The organism is Halomonas beimenensis (genome assembly GCF_002549795.1).
Classification (GTDB): domain Bacteria; phylum Pseudomonadota; class Gammaproteobacteria; order Pseudomonadales; family Halomonadaceae; genus Halomonas; species Halomonas beimenensis.
Genome location: NZ_CP021435.1, coordinates 2,899,849 through 2,916,725 on the forward strand (window position 1 = coordinate 2,899,849; position 16,877 = coordinate 2,916,725).

15 protein-coding genes are annotated in these 16,877 nt (G+C 68.8%); 6 read left to right on the forward strand and 9 right to left on the reverse strand.

Features of this window, described 5'->3' with window-relative positions:
- Nucleotides 1–201 precede the first annotated feature (201 nt).
- From BEI_RS13525 to BEI_RS13540, 4 genes are read right to left on the reverse strand one after another with little or no spacing between them, the layout of a single operon-like run.
- A complete protein-coding gene (locus BEI_RS13525; RefSeq protein ID WP_097790017.1) occupies nucleotides 202–1,338 on the reverse strand; it encodes a metal ABC transporter permease in 1,137 nt (378 codons plus the stop codon).
- Entirely contained in the window at nucleotides 1,338–2,486 is a 1,149-nt protein-coding gene (locus BEI_RS13530; RefSeq protein WP_227644478.1) for a metal ABC transporter permease, read from the reverse strand. The genes BEI_RS13525 and BEI_RS13530 overlap by 1 nt, the downstream gene beginning before the upstream one ends.
- A complete protein-coding gene (locus BEI_RS13535) occupies nucleotides 2,483–3,265 on the reverse strand; it encodes a metal ABC transporter ATP-binding protein (RefSeq protein WP_097790018.1) in 783 nt (260 codons plus the stop codon). Before BEI_RS13535 ends, BEI_RS13530 begins: the two co-directional genes overlap by 4 nt.
- 35 nt (nucleotides 3,266–3,300) lie before the next feature.
- Nucleotides 3,301–4,281 carry a metal ABC transporter solute-binding protein, Zn/Mn family gene (locus tag BEI_RS13540; protein WP_097790019.1) on the reverse strand — a complete coding sequence of 327 codons (981 nt, stop codon included), beginning with the start codon at nucleotides 4,279–4,281 and terminating at the stop codon, nucleotides 3,301–3,303.
- 179 nt (nucleotides 4,282–4,460) lie between these two features.
- Here BEI_RS13540 and BEI_RS13545 point away from each other — a divergent pair, with 179 nt between their 5' ends.
- Complete coding sequence (locus BEI_RS13545) at nucleotides 4,461–5,021, forward strand: PRC-barrel domain-containing protein (protein WP_097790020.1); 561 nt, start codon at nucleotides 4,461–4,463, stop codon at nucleotides 5,019–5,021.
- A gap of 55 nt (nucleotides 5,022–5,076) precedes the next feature.
- On the opposite strand, the gene proX is transcribed toward BEI_RS13545, so the two are convergent.
- Genes proX through BEI_RS13560 form a run of 3 tightly spaced genes read right to left on the reverse strand, consistent with a single transcriptional unit; the run spans nucleotide 5,077 to nucleotide 8,362 of the window.
- Nucleotides 5,077–6,132, reverse strand: a complete 1,056-nt coding sequence (gene proX, locus BEI_RS13550; protein ID WP_097790021.1) for a glycine betaine/L-proline ABC transporter substrate-binding protein ProX — start codon at nucleotides 6,130–6,132, stop codon at nucleotides 5,077–5,079.
- Nucleotides 6,133–6,179: 47 nt separating this feature from the next.
- Complete coding sequence (locus BEI_RS13555; RefSeq protein ID WP_227644479.1) at nucleotides 6,180–7,103, reverse strand: ABC transporter permease; 924 nt, start codon at nucleotides 7,101–7,103, stop codon at nucleotides 6,180–6,182.
- Between the two features lie 2 nt (nucleotides 7,104–7,105).
- A complete protein-coding gene (locus BEI_RS13560; RefSeq protein ID WP_097790023.1) occupies nucleotides 7,106–8,362 on the reverse strand; it encodes a quaternary amine ABC transporter ATP-binding protein in 1,257 nt (418 codons plus the stop codon).
- A 297-nt stretch (nucleotides 8,363–8,659) separates the two neighbouring features.
- On the opposite strand from BEI_RS13560, the gene BEI_RS13565 reads away from it, so the two are divergent.
- The 5 genes from BEI_RS13565 (at nucleotide 8,660) to BEI_RS13585 (ending at nucleotide 13,890) form a co-directional block, all read left to right on the forward strand.
- Nucleotides 8,660–9,535 (forward strand): AEC family transporter, encoded by an 876-nt coding sequence (locus tag BEI_RS13565; RefSeq protein ID WP_097790024.1) that lies wholly within the window; start codon nucleotides 8,660–8,662, stop codon nucleotides 9,533–9,535.
- 45 nt (nucleotides 9,536–9,580) lie between these two features.
- Nucleotides 9,581–10,732, forward strand: coding sequence for a PQQ-dependent sugar dehydrogenase (locus BEI_RS13570; RefSeq protein ID WP_097790025.1), 1,152 nt, complete (start codon nucleotides 9,581–9,583; stop codon nucleotides 10,730–10,732).
- A gap of 174 nt (nucleotides 10,733–10,906) precedes the next feature.
- Nucleotides 10,907–12,109, forward strand: coding sequence for a quaternary amine ABC transporter ATP-binding protein (locus BEI_RS13575; protein ID WP_097790026.1), 1,203 nt, complete (start codon nucleotides 10,907–10,909; stop codon nucleotides 12,107–12,109).
- Complete coding sequence (locus tag BEI_RS13580) at nucleotides 12,109–12,945, forward strand: ABC transporter permease (protein WP_193765112.1); 837 nt, start codon at nucleotides 12,109–12,111, stop codon at nucleotides 12,943–12,945. The genes BEI_RS13575 and BEI_RS13580 overlap by 1 nt, the downstream gene beginning before the upstream one ends.
- An 84-nt stretch (nucleotides 12,946–13,029) precedes the next feature.
- Nucleotides 13,030–13,890 carry a glycine betaine ABC transporter substrate-binding protein gene (locus BEI_RS13585; protein ID WP_097790027.1) on the forward strand — a complete coding sequence of 287 codons (861 nt, stop codon included), beginning with the start codon at nucleotides 13,030–13,032 and terminating at the stop codon, nucleotides 13,888–13,890.
- 91 nt (nucleotides 13,891–13,981) lie between these two features.
- Here the strand turns inward: BEI_RS13585 and BEI_RS13590 are convergent, their stop codons facing one another.
- Both BEI_RS13590 and BEI_RS13595 read right to left on the reverse strand, forming a co-directional pair.
- Nucleotides 13,982–15,391, reverse strand: coding sequence for an aminotransferase (locus tag BEI_RS13590; RefSeq protein ID WP_097790028.1), 1,410 nt, complete (start codon nucleotides 15,389–15,391; stop codon nucleotides 13,982–13,984).
- Nucleotides 15,392–15,460: 69 nt separating this feature from the next.
- On the reverse strand, nucleotides 15,461–16,870 hold the full coding sequence (locus BEI_RS13595; RefSeq protein ID WP_097790029.1) for an APC family permease: 1,410 nt from the start codon (nucleotides 16,868–16,870) through the stop codon (nucleotides 15,461–15,463).
- Nucleotides 16,871–16,877: the final 7 nt, after the last annotated feature.

The window sequence follows — 16,877 nt, forward strand, 5'->3', positions numbered from 1 at the left end:
TCTCACGGACTTTCGGATTCGGGTCATGGAAGGCCATGGCGTTCCCCCGGGGAAATCGGTAGATGCGCTGGCACTTATCTCCCCTACGACGGCCGCGCTGGCCCCGAGTCCGCAGGGGGGGGTAAGCGAGCCTGCGAGCGCACCCGCGACCATTCGGTACCGACATTACTCCATCGCGCAGCAAGCTGCGCTCCCACGACCCTAGCGCCGCGAGCGTCCCGGCTCGAGGATCTCCCGGGCCAGCTCGCGGCCGGCGGAGGTCAGGGACAGGGCCTCGCCGGCGCGCACGATCAGTCGCCGCTCGCAGCTGCGCTCCACCACCCGGCGGGCCTTGGCGTCGTCCCACAGCAGGTGCTCGCGCAGCGCCCGGGTGACGTTCTCCTCGCGCTGCGCCGGGGTCCCCTCGTGGTTGTAGAGGTGCACGGCCAGGGTGCGGATCTCGTTGAGCCGGCGCTGGCCACGACGGCGCAGCCACTGGGCGACGAGCCCGTAGCGGGGGCCGGCGAGGAAGGCCAGCATCAGGAAAACGCCGGTCATCACCGCCATCATGCCGCCGATGGAGACGTTCCAGGCCACCGCCAGATAGTAGCCGCTGACGCTGGCGGCGATGGACACCAGGGTGCCGTAGCCGAACATCAGCCATAGCCGGTCCGTGAGCAGGTAGGCGGTGGCCGGCGGCACGATGACGAAGGCCACGAAGAGCACCGCCCCCACGGCGTCGAAGGCCGCCACCGCGGTGCCGCTGGTCAGCATCAACAGGCCGTAGAAGAGCACCCCGGGCGCCAGCCCCAGGGCCCGGGCCAGGCCCTCGTCGAAGGTCGCGAGCTTGAGTTCCTTGTAGAAGAGCCCGACGAAGGCGGCGTTGAGCAGCGTCATGGCGCCCATGGACAGCAATGCCCGGGGCACCCGCAGATCGCCGAGGGTGACGGTGTCCAGCCAGACGAAGCCGATCTCCCCGAGCAGCACCGTGTGGGTGTCGATATGCACGTCCCGGGCGTAGAGGTTGAGCAGCAGCACGCCGATGGAGAACAGTACGGGGAAGACCAGGCCGATGGCGGCGTCCTGCTTGACCCGCCGGGTGCGCACCAGCAGCTCGGTGAGCACCACGGTGAGCAGCCCCGTCAGGGCGGCGCCGACCAGCTGCACCGGCCCGCTCTGCTGGTGGGTGAGCAGCCAGACGATGACGATGCCGAAGACGATGGCATGGCCGATGGCATCGGAGAGCATGCTGTTGCCGCGCAGCACCAGGAAGGTGCCCACCAGGGAGGAGGCGATGCCCACCAGCGCGCCCACCAGCATGATCATCAGCGGCACGTTGTCGAACAGCGCGGCCAGCATCAGGCCCCCTCCCCGTTCAACGAGGCGAGGATGCGCTCGGCCTCGGCGATGCCGGCCGGGGTCAGCACCCAGCGCCGCTCGGGGCCGGGCTCGCCCGGCGGCGCCTGCCCCCATTCGACCAGGCCGCGGCGCTCGAGCTTTCGCAACGCCGCCCTGGTGCCCAGGCCATGGTAGGTGTCGAGCATGCCTTGCTCGGAGCGGTAGACGGGGTCGTCGTGGTGGGCGGCGAGCCGGTAAAGGGTGGTCAGCACCTGCTGGTCGCGCTGCCGGCGCCGCCCCCGCCACAACCGCAGCGCCTCCCAGACCAGGCCGCGCCCCGGGGCCAGGGTGATCGACACCAGCACCACGCCGGAGACGCTGAGGATGATCAGCGGGCCGGTGGCCAACCCCCGGGACAGGGCGCTGAGCAGGGCGCCGAAGACGCCGCCGGCCACGCCGATGGCCGCGGCCAGCCAGACCATGTCCTCGAGGCGATGGCTCCACTGGCGCGCCGCCACCGCCGGGGCGATGACCATGGCCGCCATCAGCACCACGCCCACCATCTGCAGGCCGACCACCACGGCGAGCGCGATCATCACCGTGAGCCCGACCTCGAGCCAGACCACCGGCATGCCCAGGGAGGCGGCGAACTCCGGGTCGAAGGTGACCAGCTTGAACTCCTTCCACAACGCCACCACCAGTGCCAGGGCGACGACGGTGATGCCGGCCATGATCCAGACGTCCGACCGCAGCGTGGCCGCCGCCTGGCCGAACAGGAAGGCATCGAGGCCGCCCTGGGCGGCGTTGTTCATGCCCTGGATGTAGGTCAGCAGCACCACGCCCAGGGCGAAGAAGACGCTCAGGGCGATACCCAGGCCGGCATCGGTCTTGAGCCGGCTCATGCGGGTCAGCAGCAGCATGACCAGGGCGGCCAGGGCTCCGGTGGCGAGCGCCCCGAGCAGGATGCTGCCCATGTGCCGGGTCCCGGCGATGATGAAGCCCAGGCAGACCCCGGGCAGGGCCGCATGGGACATGGTGTCCCCGAGCAGGCTCTGCTGGCGGAGCACCGCGAAGCTGCCCAACACCCCGCTGATCAGTCCCAGCAGGGCCGCCCCGGCGACCACGTTCTGGATGGTGTAGTCCTGAAGGAGCGCCAGCACGCCCATCATGAGCCGGAGGCCTGGTTGGACAGGAGGCCGGTGTCGTCGAGCAGGGCGATCTGGCCGCCGTAGGCCCGCTTGAGGTTGTCGGCGGTGTAGACCTCCGACACCAGCCCCTGCGCGATGACCCGCACGTTGAGGATCAGCAGCCAGTCGAAGTAGCTGCGCACCGTCTGAAGGTCATGGTGCACCACGATCAGCGTCTTGCCGTCGTCGCGCAGGCGACGAAGGATGTCGACGATGGCGCGCTCGGTGGTGGCGTCGACCCCGGCCATGGGTTCGTCCAGGAAATAGACGTCGGCCTGCTGGACCAGCGCCCGGGCCAGGAAGACCCGCTGCTGCTGGCCGCCGGAAAGCTGGCTGATCTGGCGGCGGGCGAAGTCCGCCATGCCGACCTGCTCCAGGGCCGCCATGGCCTCGTCGCGCTCGCGCCGCCCCGGGCGCCTGAGCCAGCCCAGCCGGCCGTAGAGCCCCATGGTGACCACGTCCAGGGCGGTGGTGGGGAAGTCCCAGTCGACGCTGGAGCGCTGGGGCACGTAGCCCACCCGCCGCCGGCGGGCCTTGTAGGGCAGCCCGAACAGCCGCACATGGCCGGCCACCGCCGGCACCAGTCCCAGCACGCTCTTGATCAGGGTGCTCTTGCCGGCACCGTTGGGCCCGACGATGCCCGCCATCACCCCGGGCGGCACGTCGAAGTCGATGTCCCACAGCACCGGCTTGCTCTGGTAGCTGACGGTCAGGTCCTCGACGTGCAGGGCGAGGTCCGGTTCATGCAGCGAGAGGGTCATGAAGGTGCTTTCCTGTTGGTCGGCGACCGAATCGACTATGGCATGGGAATGTCCCAGCGCTCGGCCCATCCGGCCAGGGCCTCGGGCAGCGGCGCCGGGGTGCCGCCGAGCGCCTCGACGATGTGCCGGGTATTGGTGTAGAGCATGCCGATATAGGTGCCGTCGGCGGTGCCGGCCTCGCCCATGGCGTCGGAGTAGAGCTGGCCGCCGATCTCCACCTCCTGGCCCTGCTGGCGGGCGGCATCGATCACCGCCTGGACGGTGCGCGGGTTGATGGTGCTCTCGATGAATACCGCCGGCACCTCGCGTTCCACCACCACCTCGGTCATGGCGCGGATATCGGCCACGCCGGTCTCGGTCTCGGTGCTGATGCCCTGGATGCCGGCAACCTCGATCCCGTAGGCTCGGCCATAATAGTTGAAGGCGTCGTGGGCGGTGACCAGGATGCGCTGGGCCTCGGGGATGGTGGCGATGCTCTCGCCGATCCAGGCGTGGAGCGCCTCGAGCTGGCGGCCGTAGGCCTCGGCATTGGCCTGGATCGCCGCCTCGCACTCGGGTCGCACCTCGGTGATCGCCGAGGCCAGGACTGGCAGGGTCTTGGCCCACAGCGAGACGTCCATCCACAGGTGGGGGTCGATGCCGTAGACGTCCTGGACGGTGATCAGGTCGGCGGGCTCGATGGAAGACGGCGCCACCGCCAGGGTCGGCTTGATCTCGGCGAAGCGTCCCAGCACCTCGCCGAGCTGGCCCTCCAGGGAATAGCCCGAGTAGAGGATCAGCTCGGCGTCCTGGAAGGTGGCCACGTCCCGGGCGCTGGCCTGGTAGAGGTGCGGGTCAACCCCGGGGCCCATGATCGCCGTGACCTCGACGCACTCGCCGCCGACCCGTTCGGCCACGTCGCCGATCATCCCGATGGTCACCACGGCCTCCACCGGTTGGGGCGCCTGGGCCTGGAGCTCCGTGATCCCCAGGCACAGTGGCAACAGCATTCCCATCGCCGTCCGGCGGGTTCCCATGTCGCCTCTCCTTTCGTACCGTGCGAAATCGCAGGTATAGCATTCGCCGGGCACCGGAGTAAAAGCGGCGCCGTAAACCCTTCGCCCCGAGGCGCTGAACCCTGGCGGCCGACGGGAGACCAATGGAAGGCCTGACGCCATGCGGCGTCAGGCAAGGACTCAGTTCAAGGAGACATCGGATGACTCGACCCAACGCCCTGACACGTCCGCTGGTGGCGGCCCTGCTGGCCACCGGCCTGGCCTCGGCCGGCACCGCCCAGGCCGCCCCCCAGGGACTCTATTCCGCCGACGAGCTGCTCGATGCCGAGGTCACCAGCCGGGAGGCGCCCGACGTGGTCATCGGCGAGGTGGAAGACCTGCTGCTCGACGACGACATGCGCCTGCGGGCGCTGGTGATCGACACCGGCAACCTGCTCGACATGGGCGAGAAGCAGTACGTGATCGAGGCAGGGGAGTTCAGCGTCGAGACCCGCCACGGCGACCGCCTGGATGCCATCGAGTACCGGGTAACCGTCGATCTCGACGAGTCCGCCATCACCCGGCAACCGGAATACACCGACGGCTGGTGGAGCCAGGCCCGCCAGAACATGCAGCAGGCCTGGAGCGACACCCGGGAGGGCGCCGCCAGCGCCTGGGAGACGACCCAGGAAGGGGCCTCGCGGGCCCTGGATCGCATCGGCCGCGCCCTGGAGGCCGCCGGCGAGCGGACGCAACGGGCCGCCGAGGACTCCGCCCAGTAAGGCTCCCCCCCGACGGCGCCGGGCCAGGCCCGGCGCCGCGCTCGCGCCCAGGGGGCTACATGGCCGAGGCGGCGGCCTGGCGTGCCTGGTCGAGCCAGGCATCGACCTGCTCGCGATGGGTCGCGATCCATTCCTCGGCGTGTCGCTGGATGTCCTCGGCGCTGTCCTCGCCGTCGAACATCCTGGCGTTCTGGGCGAAGATGTCGTCGACGGGAATCCGGACCTCCTCGAACAGCTCGGCCGCCGCCGGGTTCTCCGCGGCGAAGGCGCTGTTGACCACCGGGCGGATGTCGTTGGCCGGCCAGCCCAGGTTGCAGGGGTTCTCGGTGCAGCCGACGACGTCATGGAGCACGGTATCGTCCTCGAAGTCCCGCTGGTCCTCGGGCAGGGTGGCCTCGTCCACGGTGATCCACACCACGTCCTTGCCCGGCTCGAGCAGGCCCACCGTCCAGTTGGGGGTCCAGGTATAGAAGAAGATCGAGCCGTCTTCCTGGTACCGCCCCAGGGCATCGGCCATGGAGGCGGAGTAGCTCGCCTTGATCGGCTCGACGGTATCGGTGAGGCCATAGGCCTCGAGATGGTGGGCGATCACCAGCTCGCAGCCCCAGCCCGGCGGGCAGGCGACCAGCTCGGCCTTGCCGTTGCCGTCCGAGTCGAACAGGGCGGCGACCTCGGGATCCCGGAAGTCCTCGAGGCCGGTGATGCCGTGCTCGTCGGCGGTCCTCTTGTCGATCAGGTAGCCCTGCAGGGCCCCCCCCTGAGCCACGTAGCCGATCAGCTCGGCCCCCGCCCGGAAGGTGCGGCGATAGGTGTTGTGCAGGGGGAACCAGCCGTTCACCCAGAAGTCCACGTCGCCCTGGGCCACCGACTGGTAGAAGGGCGGGTTGTCGAGGGTGGTGGGCCGATCCACCTCATAGCCCAGCTCCTCCAGGAGATGGCTGTAGACGGCGGCCGGGAACCAGCCGGTGTCCCAGGTGGCCCGAGCCGGGGTCACGGTGACGCCTTCCCCGGGCAGGTGCTGGTCGGCGGCGGCCCATCCCGGCGTCAGGCACAACGCCAGGGCGAGTCCCGACGCCCCCAGCACGGATCTGGCTTGGAGTCGCGAATGCATGCGATGCCCTCCTCTACGAGGCCCCGAAGCGCCCCGGGGCCGGATCATCAGTGGTCATCCCTGTCGGTCCTCCTGATTCCCTTGAACAGCAGCTTCTTGAAGGAGCGCTTCTTGCCGGTATCGGCGCGCCCGCCCTCCCCCAGGGCCTGGGTGACGCGATCGAGCAGGATCGCCAGCAGCACGATGCCGATGCCCCCCAGGGTCGCCCGGCCGATGTCCAGGCGCCCCAGTCCCGTGAACACCGTCAGCCCCAGCCCGCCGGCGCCGATCAGGGCGGCGATCACCACCATCGACAGCGACAGCATCAGCGTCTGGTTGAGGCCGGCCATGATGGTGCGCAGCGCCAGCGGGATCTGGATCTCGAACAGCAGCTGTCGCCGGGTCGCGCCGAAGGCCAGCCCGGCCTCGACCAGCTCCCCCTGTACCTGGCGGATGCCCAGGTTGGTCAGGCGAATGATCGGCGGGAGCGCGAAGATGATGGTGGCGATGACGCCGGGCACGATGCCCACGCCGAACAGCATCACGATGGGCACCAGGTACACGAAGGGCGGGATGGTCTGCATGATGTCCAGCACCGGCCGGATGATGCCGGCGAAGCGGTCGCTGCGCGCGGCGAGGATCCCCAGGGGCACGCCCACGATCGTGCAGAAGGTCACCGCGGTGACGATCATCGACAGGGTGATCATGGTCTCCCGCCAGATGCCCAGCAGGTCCATGAAGATCACCGCCGAGAGGGCGAAGATGGCGACCCGCGTGCCGGCGGCCCGCCAGGCGATCAGCGGCACCACCACCACGAAGACCGGATAGGGGAGCCACAAGAGGAAGTCCTCGAGGCCGCCGAGCACCTGGTCGATCGGCCATTGCAGGGCCTGGAAGACCGGCCGGAAGTTCGGCACCAGCCAATCCTTGACCGCCACCTCGATCCAGTCGTCCAGGGGCAGCGTATAGAAGTCGGAGATGCTGTCGGCCATGGTCATTGCTCCCTCGCCGCCAGGGGGGCCGAGGCCTCGGCACTGGGGGACGCCTGCCCCTCGCCTCCATTGCCGGCCAGCAGGGCGAAGACCCGCAGGGGATCGACGCTGCCCAGCAGGCGTCCGGTCTCGTCGAGCACGGCGATGGGCAAGCCCTTGGCACATTCGCCATAGAGCTCGATCAGCTCCTGGTCGGCCCGGGCCGCCGGGAAGTCGGGCCGCATCAGGTCACGCAGGGCGCGGCCCTCGGCCGATACCAGGTCCGTGCGCACCAGGATGCCCAAGGGATAGCCGTCCGCGTCGACCACATGAAGCCCCGTCACCTGGTGCGCCTCGCAGCGCCGTCGTGCCGTCGCCGGGTCGTCGTCCGGGGTCACGGTGGGCGCTTCGTGGCTCAGCCGGCCCATGCGGAAGACCCGGCCGCGGTCCACGTCGCGGGTGAAGGCGGCCACGTAGTCGTCGGCCGGGGCGGCGACGATCTGTTCGGGCGTGCCGGTCTGCACGAAGCGGCCATCCTTCATGATGGCGATGCAATCGCCGATGCGCAGGGCCTCGTGCAGGTCGTGGGTGATGAACAGGATGGTCATGTGCAGCTGCTCCTGGAGCGCCAGCAGCTCGTCCTGCATGTCGCGGCGAATCAGCGGGTCCAGGGCGCTGAAGGGCTCGTCCATCAGCATGATCTCGGGATCCACGGCGAGCCCGCGCGCCAGCCCGACGCGTTGCTGCATGCCGCCGCTGAGGTTGTCCGGCGGCACGTCGGCATAGGCCTCGAGCCCCACCTGGGCCAGGGCGCGCAAGGCCTTCTCGCGACGCTCGCCGGGCGGCATCCCGCGCACCTTGAGGCCGAACTCGACGTTTTCCCCGACGGTCTTGTGGGGAAAGAGGGCGAAGTGCTGGAAGACCATGGAGAGCTTGCGGGCACGCAACTCGCGCAGGGCCTCGGCGTCCATGGCCACCACGTCCTGGCCATCCAGCAGGATGCGGCCCCGGGTGGGCTCGATGAGGCGGTTGAGGCAGCGGATCAGGGTCGACTTGCCCGACCCGGAGAGGCCCATGACGACGAAGATCTCGCCCGGGGCCACGGTGAAGGAGACGTCGGCGACGGCGGCGACCGAGCGGGTCTCGGCATAGATCCTGTCCTTGGTCTCGCCGGCCGCGGCGCGCCGGATGGTCTCCTCGGGGTCATCGCCGAAGACCTTGTAGAGGTGCTCCACGACGACCTTCTGGCGACTGGCCGGAACCTCGTTGCCGTCCGTCATGCCTCCTCCCGATGCGGGGCGGGCGACGGGTCGGCGCGGCTTCGAGAGGGCGGCATCCAGCCGGAATCAAGGAAAGGAGCACCGAGCGTCGCGCGCCCGGGCAGTGCTGAGGAATCCTCCGGCGGAGCCGATGGCCCGGCACCGGGATTCCTGCATGTCTCGTATTTGAAAACTAGAAGCCGCGCCCCGGGAGCGTCAAGCCGGCCCTGAAGAGGTCGACCGACGCGACGTCTGCTAGGATGGCGATCCTCCCTACGCCCCTGAGACACACGACGGAACAAGGACGCTCCCGCCTCCATGCTTGCCGAACTCTTCGCCGTGATGGCGCCGGTCCTGGCCGGGGCCGGCCTGGGCTTCGGCTGGGTCAGGCTCGGCCACGACTTCCCGGTCGACTTCGTCACCCGCCTGGTCTTCAACATCGGTACCCCCGCGCTGGTGATCGCCTCCCTGGCCGACGCCGAGATCGATGCCGGCAGCTTCGGCCGCACCATGCTGGCCACGGCCCTGGTGCTGCTGGGCATGGCGATCGCCACCGGCCTGGCCAGTCGCCTGCTGCGACGTGACTGGCGGGTGCTGCTGGCACCGATGATGTACCCCAACACCGGGAACATGGGCCTGCCGGTGGTGCTCTACGCCTTCGGCAGCGCGGGGTTCGTGTTCGGCATCACCGTGATGGTGACGGTGACCCTCTTCCAGTTCACCCTGGGCTCGCTGATGGCCGGACGTGGCAACCCCCTGAAGGTGCTCGCCACCACGCCCACGGTGTATGCCATCCTGGTCGCCCTGGGGCTGCTGCTCACCGACGCCGCCCTGCCGCGCTGGCTCGCCAACAGCGTCGAGTTGATCTCCGGCTTCACCGTGCCGCTGATGCTGATCACCCTGGGCGTGTCCCTGGCCAACATCCAGGTCCGAAGCCTGCGGTCCGGACTCGGTTTCAGCCTGCTGCGACTGCCGCTGGCGGCGGGCATGGCCTGGGGCATCGGCGCCCTTCTCTCGCTGCCCCCCACGGCCCATGCCATCCTGGTGCTGCAGATGAGCATGCCGGTGGCGGTGTTCAACTACCTGTTCGCCCAACGCGCCCGACGCGAGCCGGACTACGTGGCGAGCCTGGTGTTCTGCTCCACCCTGCTGTCGCTCATCTATTTGCCGATCCTGCTGGCCCTGCTGATGTAGCCCCCCCGCCTATAATGGGGACGGGAAACCTCCGGAGGGAACACCATGGCTTTTCCGCTTCGCCCCCTGGCGGCGATCGCCCTGCTGCTCGGCCTGGGCGCCACCGACCCGGCGGATGCCCGCCTGATCCCCACCCGCCACCTGGACGTCTGCCTGACGACCGTGGCGTCGGGCCTCGATCACGCCTGGGGGCTGGCCATGCTGCCCGACGGGCGTTTCCTGGTCGGGGAGCGCGATGGCCGCCTGGCCTCGATCGACGACGGCCGGATCCGCTGGATCGCGGCCCTGCCCGAGGTCTCGACCCGGGGCCAGGGCGGCTTGCTCGACCTCGCCCTTCACCCCGACTACGGCGACGGGGACCACGACTGGCTCTACTTCACCTGGAGCCGCCCCGGCCCCGGCGGTACGGCGACCAGCCTCTCCCGGGCACGACTGGGCGAGGGGCGCCTGGAGGATCTCGAGCACCTGTTCGTCCAGGACCGCTTCTCGCAGCCAGGCCGGCATTACGGCTCGCGACTTGCCTGGCTGCCCGACGGCACCCTGTTGATGAGCATCGGCGATCGTGGCGTGACACCGGAGCGGGCCCAGGACAGGGGCGACCACGCCGGCAGCTTCCTGCGCCTGACCGACACCGGCGGCGTCCCGGCCGACAACCCCTTCGTCGGCGATCCCGAGGCGCTCGACGCGCTCTTCAGCATCGGCCATCGCAACCCTCAGGGCCTGACCATCGCCGAGGACGGCGTTCCCTGGTCCACCGAGCACGGCCCCCGCACGGGCGACGAGCTCAATCGCCTGGAGCCCGGCGTCAACTATGGCTGGCCGGAGGTCACCCTGGGCCGCGACTATGCCACCAACCTGCCCATCGGCCGCGACAGCGCGCCGGGCATGCGCGACCCCGTGCATGTCTTCGAGGGCCGTTTCGCCCCCTCCGGCCTGGCCCAGGTGACCGCCGAGGACTTCGCCCCCTGGCACGGCGACTTCCTGGCCGGCGGGCTGCGCAGCGAGACCCTGCTGCGCCTGCGCCTCGAGGGCGACGAGATCGTCGAGCGCGAGGCCATCCTCGCCGGCCAGATCGGCCGCATCCGCACCGTGCACCAGGGCCACGACGGTGCCCTCTACTTGCTCAACGACCGGGACAACGGTAGCCTTTTTCGCCTTCGGCCCGCTTCCGCCGAGTCGAACGACTGTCCCTCCTGAGGCCCCGTCATCCCTGGCACAAATTTGAATGACCATTCAATAAACGCTAGGGTATGCCGCCTCACTACGCGTCAACGCGGCCGAATGGCATGCTGACGCGACACCGACCCCGACAACCCATTCCCGGCCTGGGCCCCTGGGGGCCAAGGCCGGGCGCCGACCAAGGCACCGCCAATGAGTGACAACCGAAACGTCAAGATTCGGGTCCGCAACCTCAGCAAGGTCTTCGGCAACCAGCCGAAGAAGGCGCTGGAGTTGCGCGACCAGGGCCTCAAGCGCCCCGAGATCCTCGACAAGACCGGCCAGACCCTGGGCCTGTCCAACATCGACTTCGATGTCTACGAGGGCGAGCTGCTGGTGATCATGGGGCTCTCCGGCTCCGGCAAGTCGACCCTGATCCGCTGTCTCAACCGCCTGATCGACCCCACCGAGGGGGAAATCGTCATCGACGGGCAGAACATCCCGAGCCTCAAGGAGAAGGAGCTGCTGGAGTGCCGCCGCCGCCACTTCTCCATGGTGTTCCAGAACTTCGCCCTCTTCCCCCACCGCACCGTGCAGCAGAACGCGGAGTTCGGCCTGGAGATCCGCGGCATCGACGCCGCCGAGCGCCGTGAGACCGCCCGCAATGCGCTCAAGCAGGTCGGCCTGGAGGGCTGGGAGGACGCCTATCCCCGCCAGCTGTCCGGCGGCATGCAGCAGCGGGTCGGCCTGGCCCGTGCCCTGGCCAACGACGCCAGCGTGCTGCTGATGGACGAGGCCTTCTCGGCCCTGGATCCGCTGATCCGTGGCGACATGCAGCAGGAGCTGCTGCAGCTCCAGCATCGCATGAAGAAGACCACCGTCTTCATCACCCACGACCTGGACGAGGCCCTGAGCATCGGCGATCGCATCGTGCTGCTCAAGGACGGCGAGGTGGTGCAGATCGGCACCCCCGAGGAGATCCTCACCAAGCCGGCGGACGACTACGTGCGCCGCTTCATCGAAGGCGTCGACAAGTCGCGCATCCTCAGCGCCGAGAGCGCCATGCGCAAGGTGCGTTCCACGGTGCGTGACACCGATGGCCCGCGCACCGCACTGCGCAAGATGCGTGACCACAGCCTGGACTCCATCTACATCCTGGACCGCGAGCGCCGGCTGATCGGCCTGATCGATGCCGACGCCGCCAGCAAGGCCCTCGAGGAAGGCAAGGAAACCGTCACCGAGGCGATGACCCAGGACTTCCGCAAGGTCACCCGCGAAGAGCCCCTGCACAACCTCTTCGCCATGTTCAGCGAGAACCGCTTCCCCATCGCGGTGGTGGACGACAACCAGGTACTGCAGGGCGTGGTCGTGAAGGGCGCCGTCCTCGATGAACTCGCACAGGCAGGAGAACACTGATGGCTATCGAATTCCCCCGCATGCCGCTGGGTGACTGGATCGAGGGCGGCCTGAACTGGCTGACCAGCGAATACTCCGCCGTGACCCGCGGCATCTCGCGCCTCACCCAGACCGGCATCGACGGCCTCAACGACGCCCTGATGTGGCTGCCCGACTGGTCGCTGCTGGTGATCATCGCCGCGCTGTGCTGGTGGCTGGCCAACGTCCGCCTGGCCATCGGCGCCGTGGCCGGGCTGGTGCTGATCCTGAACCTGGGCCTCTGGGACCCGATGATCGAGACCCTGACCCTGGTGGTGATCGCCACCCTGGTGGCGGTGGTGATCGCCCTGCCCGTGGGCATCGCCGCGGCGCTCTCCGAGCGGCTCTACCGGGCGATCATGCCGGTGCTGGACTTCATGCAGACCATGCCGGCCTTCGTCTACCTGATCCCGGCGATCCCCTTCTTCGGCATCGGCTCGGTGTCGGCGATCTTCGCCACGGTGATCTTCTCCATGCCGCCGGCGATCCGCTTCACCACCCTGGGCATCCGACAGGTCCCCACCGAGCTGGTGGAGGCCGCCGACGCCTATGGGGCGACCCGCGGCCAGAAGCTGTTCAAGGTCCAGCTGCCGCTGTCGCTGCCCACGGTGATGGCCGGCATCAACCAGACCATCATGCTGGCGCTGTCCATGGTGGTGATCGCCGCCATGATCGGCGCCGACGGGCTGGGCAGCGAGGTCTGGCGGGCCATCCAGCGCCTGCGCCCGGGCGACGGCTTCGAGGCCGGCATCGCCGTGGTGATCCTGGCCATGCTGCTGGATCGCCTGACCCAGTCGCTGCGCAAGCAGAAGGCCTGAGGCCCCTGCGTTGGTGGGCCGTCGGTTGCATGCCGCGGCCCGTCTCTGCATCCTTTGGTACGCATTCTTAATCAAGGACTTCCGATGACCAAGCAACCGATGCGTCTCGCCGGCCTGGCCCTGGTCGCCGGTGCCAGCCTCACCGCCGCCACCGCCCAGGCCGCCGACAAGGGCACCGTCCACCTGGCCTACGTCGAGTGGTCCGATGCCGTCGCCTCCACCAACGTGATGCGCGCCGTGCTCGAGCAGGCCGGCTACGAGGTGGAGCTCACCTCCCTGTCTGCCGCCGCCATGTGGCAGTCCGTGGCCACCGGCGACGCCGACGCCATGACCACCGCCTGGTTGCCCACCACCCACCAGGACTATCATGACCGTCTCGAGGATCAGGTGGTCGACCTGGGGGTCAACCTGGACGGCACCAAGCTCGGCCTGGTGGTGCCGGCCTACAGCGAGATGAATTCCATCGCCGACCTCGACGACCACGCCGATGCCATCGACGGCAAGATCACCGGCATCGACCCGGGCGCCGGCCTGATGGGCCTGACCGAGGAGGTCATCGAGGAATACGACCTCGATGTGGACCTGCAGAGCGGCAGCGGCGCCACCATGACCGCGGCCCTGCAGAACGCCGTCGCCAACGACGAGGAGATCGTGGTGACCGGCTGGACCCCGCACTGGAAGTTCGCCCGCTGGGACCTCAAGTACCTGGAGGACCCCAAGAACGTCTACGGCGGCGCCGAGCAGATCCACACCATGGCTCGCCAGGGTCTCGAGGAGGACATGCCGGAGGCCTACGCCATCCTGGACGCCTTCGAGTGGACCCCGGAGCAGATGGGCGAGGTCCAGCTGCTGAACCAGCAGGAGGACGCCGACCCCTACGAGAACGCCAAGCAGTGGGTCGCGGAGAACCAGGACCTGGTCCAGGAGTGGCTGCCGGAATCCTGAGGTCACAGCCTCGACGGCCGCGACGAGACGAAGGGGAGATGCCTGGCGGCATCTCCCCTTCTCGTTGTTTCCCGGGCGAGCGGGCGACGGATCAGCGCGGCAGGTAGCCGTCGGCCTTGAGCGAGGCGGTCGCGGCCTCGATGCTCTCGCGCAGCGTGTCCGCCACGAAGTCGACGTGTTCCCGCGTCAGGATCAGCGTCGGGGAGAGGATGTTCATGTGGGCCAGGGGGCGCACGATCAGGCCGCGCTTCTGGCACTCGTCGGCGATGCGGTTACCCACCTTGGCCTCGGGGGCGATCAGCTCCCTGGTCGCCTTGTCGGCCACGTTCTCGAGGCACATCATGAACTTGCGACCGCGGATGTCGCCGACGATCTCCAGGTCGGACAGTGCCTTGATGCGGCTCTCGAAGTAGGCGCCCACGTCCTTGACGTGATCGCAGAGGCCTTCCCGCTCCATGATCTCGATGTTCTTGAGGCCCGCCGCGCAGCTCACCGGATGGCCGGAATAGGTGAAGCCATGGGTGAAGATGGCGCCGTCGGCCTGGGGCTCGCTGATCACCTCGTAGATGCGGTCGGAGAAGATGGTCGCGCCCAGCGGCAGGTAGCCGGAGGTCAGGCCCTTGGCGCAGGTGATGATGTCCGGGACGATGCCGAACTCGTCCTCGGAGGCGAACATGTGCCCCAGGCGGCCGAAGGCGGTGACCACCTCATCGGAGACGTAGAGGACGTCGTACTTGCGGCACACCTCCAGGGTCTTCCGGTGGTAGCCCTCGGGCGGCACGATGACGCCGCCGGCGCCCATGATCGGCTCGGCGAAGAAGGCCGCCACGTTGTCCGGGCCCAGTTCGAGGATCTTGTCCTCGAGCTCCTTCACCTTCTCGTCGCAGAAGGCTTCCAGACTCTGCTCCTCCGGCCGACGGTAGGGGTTCGGGCAGGAGATGTGGTGGACCAGCTGCCGGTCGATGTCGAAGCCGATGTGGTCGAACTCGACCCCGGTGATCGACATGGCCATGTAGGTGCTGCCGTGATAGCCGTCGATGCGCGAGATGATCTGCTTCTTGCTCGTCTTGCCGAGCTGGTTGAAGTAGAAGTGGATCATGCGCACGGCGGTGTCGTTGGCCACCGAGCCGCCGCAGCCGTAGAAGACGTGGTTCAGATCACCCGGCGCCAGCTCGGCGAGCTTGGCGGCCAGGCGGGCCGCCGGGGCGGTGGTGTGGTGGCCGAAGGTCGAGAAGTAGGGGATGTCGCGGATCTGCGCGGCGACCGCCTCGGCGATCTCGTCCCGACCGTAGCCGATGTTCACGCACCAGAGGCCGCCGATGCCGTCCAGGTAGCGCTTGCCGTCGGCATCCTGGAGGGAGACGCCATCGGCCCGGTGAAAGACCATGGACCCGGTCTCCTTGAAGGTGGAGAAGTCGGTCCAGGGATGCATGAAGTGATCGCGATCCTTCTGCCAGATTTCCTGTTTCTCGAGCTGGGCGGGGGATTGCTGACTGGTCATGGTGTGACTCCTTCGGGGTCGGGAGGCGCCCCGCGGGGCGCCTCCCTGGGTTGCTTCGAGCGCCGGGAATCAGCGCTTGGCGATCTCGTTCAGGGGTTCGGGCTTGAACAGCGGCTTCTTCATCACCAGCTTGATCCAGGCCACGGCGACGACGCTGACGATGCCCAGCACCACGCCGGCGTTGGTGAAGATCTCCACGGTCAGTTCCGGGGCCGGCGAGGCGTAGACGATGGCGTAGACCATGCCGGCGATGCCGATCAGCTGCGGCAGCGGATAGAAGGGCGAGCGATAGGGGCGCTCGGCGTCGGGATAGCGACGACGCAGGGCGATGACGTTGACGTGGGCGATGATGTAGGCGATCAGCCAGGCGATGGCGGCGGAGATCAGCAGCAGGCCCACGGTGCCCGCGTCGTTGCCCCAGATCAGCAGCGGCAGGCCGGTGACGCCGGCGGTGAAGAGCACCGCGACCCAGGGCTCGCGCGTCTTCCGGGTCTTCCAGCCCAGCACCGGGAAGGCCTGACCCTGCTCGGCCATGCCCTGCAGCATGCGCGGCACGGCGGCCAGGGAGGTGTTCACCGTGCTGCAGGTCGCGGTGATCGCGGCCACGGCCAGCAGGAAGGTGCCCGACCCGCCGAAGGCGGCGGTGGCGTACTCCAGGTGCGGCAGCTCCGCGGTCATCAGGACCTCACGCGGCAGGTAGAAGAGCGCGCCCAGGCAGTAGAGGGCGAAGACCGCGAAGATCACGGTCAGGCCCAGGTACATCGAGCGCGGGATGTAGCGCTCGGGACGACGCGCGTCGCCGACCAGCGGACAGACGAACTCGGCCCCCACATAGCCCCAGATGGCCAGCGCGATCAGGGTGAAGGCCCCGTCGCCCAGGTTGAAGTCGCCGGCCAGCTCGGCGGCCCGGAACGCATGCGGGGCGAAGCCGCCGGTCAGGGCGCTGACGCCGAGCAGGGTCAGGGCCACCACCATGGCGAAGGCCAGCACGTTCTGCAGCTTGGCGAAGACGTCGATGCCCAGCAGGTTGAGCACCGTGAAGGCGCCGAGGATCCCGAAGGCGACGTACTGGGTGCCCTCCACGGCCGGATACAGCACGCCGAGCAGGAAGTTGACCAGCAGCAGCTCGGCGGACAGGGCGAACATCGCCACCACCACGTAGCCGGAGAACACCGAGAGGATCGCCGGGAAGTGCCCCAGGGCCACCTCGGTGTAGGCGCTCAGGCTGCCCGCCCGGGGCACCAGCAGGGCCAGTTCGGAGAAGGACGCCGCGTAGCACAGCGCCAGCACCCAGGCGATGCCCAGGGGCACGATGAAGGCGGAGCCGGCGATGCCGACGCCCTGGAGCATCAGCACCATGACGCCCTGGGACACCACCAGGCCAACCGCGACGGCCATCAGGGACTTGAGCCCCAGGATCCCGCGGGCCTTCTTGCCGGCGGCCGTCGGGGCCGCCGCTTTGGATACGGCATCTTGCATTGAGGTC

Excerpts from the sequence above, each read along its gene's own strand:
- BEI_RS13525 (WP_097790017.1), bottom strand. The coding sequence starts at position 1,338 with ATGCTGGCCGCGCTGTTCGACAACGTGCCGCTGATGATCATGCTGGTG.
- BEI_RS13530 (WP_227644478.1), bottom strand. The coding sequence starts at position 2,486 with ATGATGGGCGTGCTGGCGCTCCTTCAGGACTACACCATCCAGAACGTG.
- BEI_RS13535 (WP_097790018.1), bottom strand. The coding sequence starts at position 3,265 with ATGACCCTCTCGCTGCATGAACCGGACCTCGCCCTGCACGTCGAGGAC.
- BEI_RS13540 (WP_097790019.1), bottom strand. The coding sequence starts at position 4,281 with ATGGGAACCCGCCGGACGGCGATGGGAATGCTGTTGCCACTGTGCCTG.
- BEI_RS13545 (WP_097790020.1), top strand. The coding sequence starts at position 4,461 with ATGACTCGACCCAACGCCCTGACACGTCCGCTGGTGGCGGCCCTGCTG.
- proX (WP_097790021.1), bottom strand. The coding sequence starts at position 6,132 with ATGCATTCGCGACTCCAAGCCAGATCCGTGCTGGGGGCGTCGGGACTC.
- BEI_RS13555 (WP_227644479.1), bottom strand. The coding sequence starts at position 7,103 with ATGGCCGACAGCATCTCCGACTTCTATACGCTGCCCCTGGACGACTGG.
- BEI_RS13560 (WP_097790023.1), bottom strand. The coding sequence starts at position 8,362 with ATGACGGACGGCAACGAGGTTCCGGCCAGTCGCCAGAAGGTCGTCGTG.
- BEI_RS13565 (WP_097790024.1), top strand. The coding sequence starts at position 8,660 with ATGCTTGCCGAACTCTTCGCCGTGATGGCGCCGGTCCTGGCCGGGGCC.
- BEI_RS13570 (WP_097790025.1), top strand. The coding sequence starts at position 9,581 with ATGGCTTTTCCGCTTCGCCCCCTGGCGGCGATCGCCCTGCTGCTCGGC.
- BEI_RS13575 (WP_097790026.1), top strand. The coding sequence starts at position 10,907 with ATGAGTGACAACCGAAACGTCAAGATTCGGGTCCGCAACCTCAGCAAG.
- BEI_RS13580 (WP_193765112.1), top strand. The coding sequence starts at position 12,109 with ATGGCTATCGAATTCCCCCGCATGCCGCTGGGTGACTGGATCGAGGGC.
- BEI_RS13585 (WP_097790027.1), top strand. The coding sequence starts at position 13,030 with ATGACCAAGCAACCGATGCGTCTCGCCGGCCTGGCCCTGGTCGCCGGT.
- BEI_RS13590 (WP_097790028.1), bottom strand. The coding sequence starts at position 15,391 with ATGACCAGTCAGCAATCCCCCGCCCAGCTCGAGAAACAGGAAATCTGG.
- BEI_RS13595 (WP_097790029.1), bottom strand. The coding sequence starts at position 16,870 with ATGCAAGATGCCGTATCCAAAGCGGCGGCCCCGACGGCCGCCGGCAAG.